This is a genomic window from Streptomyces sp. (assembly GCF_035563135.1).
Lineage (GTDB): Bacteria > Actinomycetota > Actinomycetes > Streptomycetales > Streptomycetaceae > Streptomyces.
The window spans coordinates 1-5,838 of record NZ_DATMVN010000279.1 but is presented as its reverse complement, the minus strand read 5'-3'; the positions used below and the strand labels follow the sequence as shown (position 1 = coordinate 5,838).

5 protein-coding genes are annotated in these 5,838 nt (G+C 71.6%); 3 read left to right on the top strand and 2 right to left on the bottom strand.

All coding sequences use genetic code 11. From position 1 onward, the window contains the following. Nucleotides 1–166: 166 nt before the first annotated feature. Entirely contained in the window at nt 167–1,135 is a 969-nt protein-coding gene (locus tag VN520_RS12280; protein WP_325746919.1) for a helix-turn-helix domain-containing protein, read from the bottom strand. 372 nt (nt 1,136–1,507) lie between these two features. On the opposite strand from VN520_RS12280, the gene VN520_RS12275 reads away from it, so the two are divergent. From VN520_RS12275 to VN520_RS12265, 3 genes are all read left to right on the top strand, one after another. Next, on the top strand, nt 1,508–2,401 hold the full coding sequence (locus tag VN520_RS12275; protein WP_325746918.1) for an alpha/beta hydrolase fold domain-containing protein: 894 nt from the start codon (nt 1,508–1,510) through the stop codon (nt 2,399–2,401). A 99-nt stretch (nt 2,402–2,500) separates the two neighbouring features. Continuing rightward, nucleotides 2,501–4,105: an NAD(P)/FAD-dependent oxidoreductase gene (locus VN520_RS12270; protein ID WP_325746917.1), complete on the top strand. Its 1,605-nt coding sequence runs from the start codon at nt 2,501–2,503 to the stop codon at nt 4,103–4,105. A gap of 221 nt (nt 4,106–4,326) precedes the next feature. Beyond that, a complete protein-coding gene (locus VN520_RS12265) occupies nt 4,327–5,445 on the top strand; it encodes a helix-turn-helix domain-containing protein (protein ID WP_325746916.1) in 1,119 nt (372 codons plus the stop codon). Here the strand turns inward: VN520_RS12265 and VN520_RS12260 are convergent. Then, nucleotides 5,367–5,838: hypothetical protein (locus VN520_RS12260; protein ID WP_325746915.1), on the bottom strand; the 472-nt coding region annotated here is incomplete at its 5' end. The two genes, VN520_RS12265 and VN520_RS12260, sit on opposite strands and share 79 nt — an antisense overlap.

The window sequence follows — 5,838 nt, the reverse complement described above, 5'->3', positions numbered from 1 at the left end:
GCGCCGTCCGCGCCCGAACGCGAGAACGCCCCAGGTCCCAGCCTGCGGGGATCCTGGGGCGATGTTGTGAGGGCGGGGCGGTGAGAACCCTGGTGGCCGCCGACGCGGGCCAGTCGTGGATCGTGCCGCCGGACGGCGGATCACGTCGCGGATGGTGGCAGGGGCGCTACGGAGTCTCCGACTGCCTGGCCCGGTACTCACTGGGCGGTAGGCCGTAGCGTCGCTTGAACGCCCGGGTGAAGTGCGCCGCGTGCTTGAACCCGAGGCTGAGGGCAAGACTCTCCATCGTCCGGGAGGACTGGCGAAGCTGCCCCAGGGCGTCGTGGGCCCGGGCCAGTCGCTCATCCATGATGGCCCGGGCCGGTGACGTCCCCTCGGTCTTGAAGAGGGCGTAGAGGTAGCGCTCAGAGACACCGACTGCGCGCGCGACCTCTCGCGGTGTCAGCCAGGCGTCGGCCGCGTTCCGCCGGATGTACTGGCGGGCCCGCTGCAGGTACACGGCTCGGTGGTCCCCCCGAGCGGGGTCGAGGCCGGCGCGGGTCAGGAGAGCTGCCGAGAGCACCGAGTAGACGTTGTCCAGCAGCGGTCGGGTGACATCGGGGTCCACGTCCTGCACCCCGCGGCTGAGCGACTGGAGGAGCCCGGAGGCGAGCCCGCCGACTCCACCGTCCGCGGAGACGGCAAGTGCGGTCAGGCGCTCCGTGCGGACCGCCCGGCCGGTGAACTTCTCGCGGGGCATGCGGACGACGAGCTGTCGCGACTCGTCCCGGAAGGCGACTCGATAGGGCTTGGCGCTGTCGTAGAGCACGAACTGACCGGGCTGGGCCAGATCGGCGACGCGGTCGTCTTGGACGTACACCACATTCCCCTCGAGGAGGACGCTGACGAAGAGGAAGTCGCCGCCCGTGCGCCGGATCAACGCCGGTGTGCGGATGAACTCATGAGGACTCGCGGTGACCGTGAAGAGGCGGACATCGGCGATCTGCCCTCCGGCCAGTTCTCCGGCGAAGGGCTCGTCGTCCCGGGGCCGGGTCCGGGACGGCTCGAGATCGACGAATGTGTCGCAGACCGCCTCGCGCCAGAACTGGAAGCGACGGGACGGGCTGACGTCTGCCGTCGTCCGCTGGACGTTCACGTCGGTGTGACCTCCTGCTCTCGGTGGCCCCTGCGGCGCCGCAGGGGCCCGGGCACCGACGCACGCCGGGCAGCACCGCTTCTGCCGCCGGCCACCGCACGGATCGACGTGCGACCCGGCCGATCCGTTCACAGGAGTGTGACACAGGTCGCATGACCGTTCGAGGGTCAGCGGCGCTCGGGACGGGCGTCGGGGCGGACGCCGCAGCCGGAGGCCAGTACGGCTCCGGTCAACAACCCATGCGCCGTGAGGCACGCCACGGTGTGTGACGTGGACAACCCTGACCGTCGACGGCCGACATCCGGCCGACGTGTGGCAGTACCGGCTGGGTCCTGCCGCATGCGCCTGCCAGACCCAGTGGAGCTGTGATCGATGAGTGCCGAGGAACTCCGTCTGCTGATCGAGCAGATGCGCGGTGGCCCGCTGGACTTCGAAGCCGACCCGGCCGCGATCCGGGAGACGTTCGACGGGATGCTGGCGACCTTCCCGGTGGAGGAGGGCATCACCTTCCAGGACGTGAGCCTCGGCGGTGTGCCGACCGTGCAGTCCACCGAGCCGGGGGCGGATCTCGGTCGGACCCTCCTGTACTTCCACGGCGGCGCGTACGTCGCGGGTTCTCCGACGGGCTACCGCGCGCTGTGGAGCAGAGTGGCGTCAGCCGCCGGCGTACGCGGGGTGGCCCCCGCCTACCGGCTGGCCCCCGAGCACCCCTTCCCGGCCGCGGTCGACGACGCGGTGGCCGCCTACCGGGCTCTGCTGGAGGAGGGTGTCGAACCCGGGGGCCTTGCCGTCGCGGGAGACAGCGCCGGCGGCGGGCTGGCGATGGCCTTGCTGCTCGCCGCACGTGACCAGGGACTCCCGTTGCCCTCTTCGCTGACGCTCCTCTCGCCATGGGTGGACCTCACGTGTACGGGCGCCTCGATGGAGACCCGGGCCGCCGCCGACCCGTCGCTCACCCCCGCGGGGCTGCGGCAGCGCGCCGGGGACTACCTGGCGGGACAGGACGCCGGCCATCCCCTGGCCAGCCCGCTGCGCGCCGACCTGCGCGGCCTGCCGCCGATGCTGATCCACGTGGGGACCGCCGAGGTGCTCCTGGACGACGCCATCCGCCTCGCGGCTCGCGGCGCGGAGTGCGACGTCCGGGCGAGCCTGGAGATCTGGCCGTCCCTGGTCCACGTGTTCGCCGCCTTCAGCTTCGCCCTCGGTGAGGGCCGAGAAGCCATCAGCCACTGCGGCAGCTTCATCCGGAGCCACTTCAGCAAGTAGTGCCCTCGGCGCCCGCTCGGAGCGGGCCGCCGCAGTCCACCGTCCCCCTGCCGCCGTCACCGAGCGACGGCGGTCCCCACACACCAGAAGGCGCACACCATGGAGACGAACACCCTGCCCCGGTACGACGTCGTGGTCGTCGGAGCCGGCTTCGCCGGCCTGTTCATGCTGCACCGCGTGCGTGCCGCAGGCATGTCGGCACACCTGTTCGAGGCCGGTGCCGCGGTCGGCGGCACCTGGTACTGGAACCGCTACCCCGGCGCGCGGTGCGACTTCGAGAGCCTGGACTACTCCTACTCGTTCGACGAAGACCTGCAGCAGGAGTGGAACTGGCGGGAGCGGTACTCCGGGCAGCGCGAGATCCAGCGCTACCTGGACCACGTGACCGACCGGTACGAGCTCCGGCCGCACATCAGCTTCCGCACGCGGATCGCCGGTGCACGGTTCGACGAGGACGACCAGACGTGGGTCCTCGCGGACGCGAGCGGCCTGCTGGCCCGCGCGCGGCACGTGGTCATGGCGACCGGGTCCCTGTCGACGCCGCGCCTGCCCGACATCCCGGGCGTGGAGACCTTCGCCGGCCGGAGCCTCCACACCGGCGCCTGGCCCGAGGAGGAGGTCGAGTTCACCGACCGCCGCGTCGCCGTCATCGGGACGGGGTCATCGGGGGTGCAGGTGTCGGTCGAGATCGCCAAGCAGGCCGACCAGCTCTACGTCGTGCAGCGCACGCCCAGCTACGTCGTCCCGGCCGCTCACGAGCCGCTGGACCCCGACGTGCTCACGGCCGAGCGGGGGCGGTACGCCGAGCGCCGCGCTCTCGCCCGCAAGGCGGTCCTCGGCGTCGACTTCGCCACCCGGCCGGAGCCGACGCTGTCGCTGCCGGACGAGGAGGTACGTGCCGAGTTCGACCGCCGCTGGGCGGCGGGCGGAGCGGCACTTCTCGCGGCCTTCCCCGACCTGATCGTGGACGCCGAGGCGAACGCGAAGCTCGCCGGCTACATCAAGGGCCGAGTGCGCGAGATCGTCAAGGATCCCGGGACGGCGGACGCGCTGAGCAGCCAGGACTATCCGGTGGGCGCCCGCCGGCTGGTCGTGGGCCCCGGCTTCTACGAGATGTTCAACCAGCCGAACGTCGCGCTGGTCGACGTGAAGCGGTCGCCGATCGAGGAGATCACGGAGACCGGCATCCGCACGGCCGACGGCTTCTACGAGGTCGACGACATCGTCTACGCGACCGGGTTCGACGCGATGACCGGAGCACTGCTGGCGATGGACATCCGGGGGCGGGGTGGCAGGTCGCTCGCCGAGCACTGGGCAGCCGGTCCGGTGACCTATCTCGGGCTGCAGGCGGCGGGCTTCCCCAACATGTTCTTCATCACCGGGCCCGGCAGCCCCTCGGTGTTCAGCAACATGGTGCACTCCATCGAACAGCACGTGCAGTTCGTGGGCGACCTGCTGGTCGCCCTCCGGGACCGCGGAGCCAGCACGGTGGAGCCGACGGCGGAGGCCGAGGCGCAGTGGGTGGAGCACGTCAACGAGGTCGCCGGGATGACGCTGCTCCCGAAGGCTGCCTCCTGGTACATGGGCGCGAACGTCCCCGGTAAGCCTCGCGTCTTCATGCCCTACGTCGGCGGAGTCCCCGCCTATCGCGAGATCTGCGACAAGGTCGCGAGCAACCAGTACGAGGGGCTCCTCATCGCCTGATCGGCACCGGCAGACGGCCGCCGTGGCCTTGACCGCGTGCGCACTCCTCGGGGAGTGCGCACGCGGTCAAGAGCCCGCGCAGGCAGGGTCAAGGCCGGGCCGATGTCGGCTGCCTAGTCTCGCGGCCTCACGTCGCCGCCCCGCTCCGTGGAACCCACCCACCGACGGCGCGTCGCCGTCGGCATCGGTGACGTGAGGACACGAGTGACGAGGAGGTCATCGTGGAACGAGCGCCCCGAGCGGCCGGCCCGCTCGCCGCCTCCACCCACCAGGTAGCGGCCCGCGAGCAGTTCGACTACTGGCACAGTCTGCTCATCCGCTTCTACGCCGACGTGGACGCATCGGCTCGATCAGCGCCCACGTCCGGGTACACCGGCAGTCTGCGCCGGACGCACTTCGGCGGCTGCGCGATCGACGAGGTCGCCGCTGACCCCATCCGCGTGCACCGGTCACCGTCCGCGGTACGGCGCAACCCGGGTGACTTCTACGAGCTGGCCGTGCTCCGGGAGGGGGCCACGCTGCTCATGCAGAACGGCAGGGTGGCGACCCAGACCCGGCCGGGCGACTTCCTGCTGTTCGACACGGCCCTGCCCTACATCTTCGAGTTCGAGGGCAGCACGCGGCAGACCCTGTTCCAGATCCCGCGGGAGCTGGTCGATTCGGAGTTCCCCGACGCGCGCCACGTCACCGCCGTCACGGTGAGCGCGGATCGCGGCATCGCGCGCGTTGCCTCCCACATGTTGCTGTCGCTGAGCCAGAACGACGAGGACCGTTCCGACCAGGCCTCGTTCTCGGCGGCGGCCAGCACGCTGACTCTCGCCGTCACCGCGCTGCGGGAACGGACGGGCCGCGGCCACGAGACCCATCCGATGGAGGCGCTGCTGGCCGAGGCAAGGGAGTACATGACGAGGAACATGGCCGACCCCGAGGCGGTCGCCCCGCACAGGGTCGCCGCGGCCGTCAACGTCTCCGAACGGTACCTGTTCAAGATCTTCCAGCAGGTGGGCGCGACGCCGCAGGGGTGGCTCCGCGGCATCCGCCTGGACCGGGCGCGGCGCATGCTCGAGGAGCCGGGGAGACGTCGGTCCGTGCACCAGGTGGCGGCCGCCGTGGGGTTCAGCTCCCCGGCTCACTTCTCGCGCGCGTTCTCGTCGCGGTTCGGCTTCTCGCCCAGCGAGGCCCGCGAGCGCGCGGACCACGCCGGCGGAGGACGTGGCCGTGCGGTCGTCCCGCGACCGGGGCGCCCGCACGGCCTCGGACGTCACGCCACGGCGCTCACGGTTCCGTCGTCCTCCCGCACGCTCTCCGGGATCAGGCCGGCGAGGCGAGCCTTGATCTGACCGGGCAGCCAGAAGTACGCCCGGCGCGCGTCCGCGATCGTCCCCATCGAGAACCAGAGGTTGCGCTGCGGCGTGGGACGGCAGAAGTGCCGCATCTCGCCGTCCTCGCCCAGGCCGCCGATCGGTCCGAGCCTGCTCGCGACCTCGGCGCCGAGGACGCGCTCCGCCTCGATGGCCGGGTTCTGGAACCCCGTCGCCAGGACGACGACGTCCACGCCCCGCTCGGAGCCGTCCCGCAGGCGGATGCCGCGCTCGACGAAGGAGTCGACGTCGGACATCTGCAGGACGCGGATGTCCCCGTCGATGATGGCTCGCCGTGCCGGGCCAGGTCCAGCGCGATGTCGTGTCCGCTGGTGCCGGTGCCGGTGCCGGTGCCGGTGCCGGTGCCGACGA

Bases quoted from the DNA above. Each gene is read 5' to 3' on its own strand.
- VN520_RS12275 (WP_325746918.1), top strand. From the start codon at position 1,508: ATGAGTGCCGAGGAACTCCGTCTGCTGATCGAGCAGATGCGCGGTGGC.
- VN520_RS12270 (WP_325746917.1), top strand. From the start codon at position 2,501: ATGGAGACGAACACCCTGCCCCGGTACGACGTCGTGGTCGTCGGAGCC.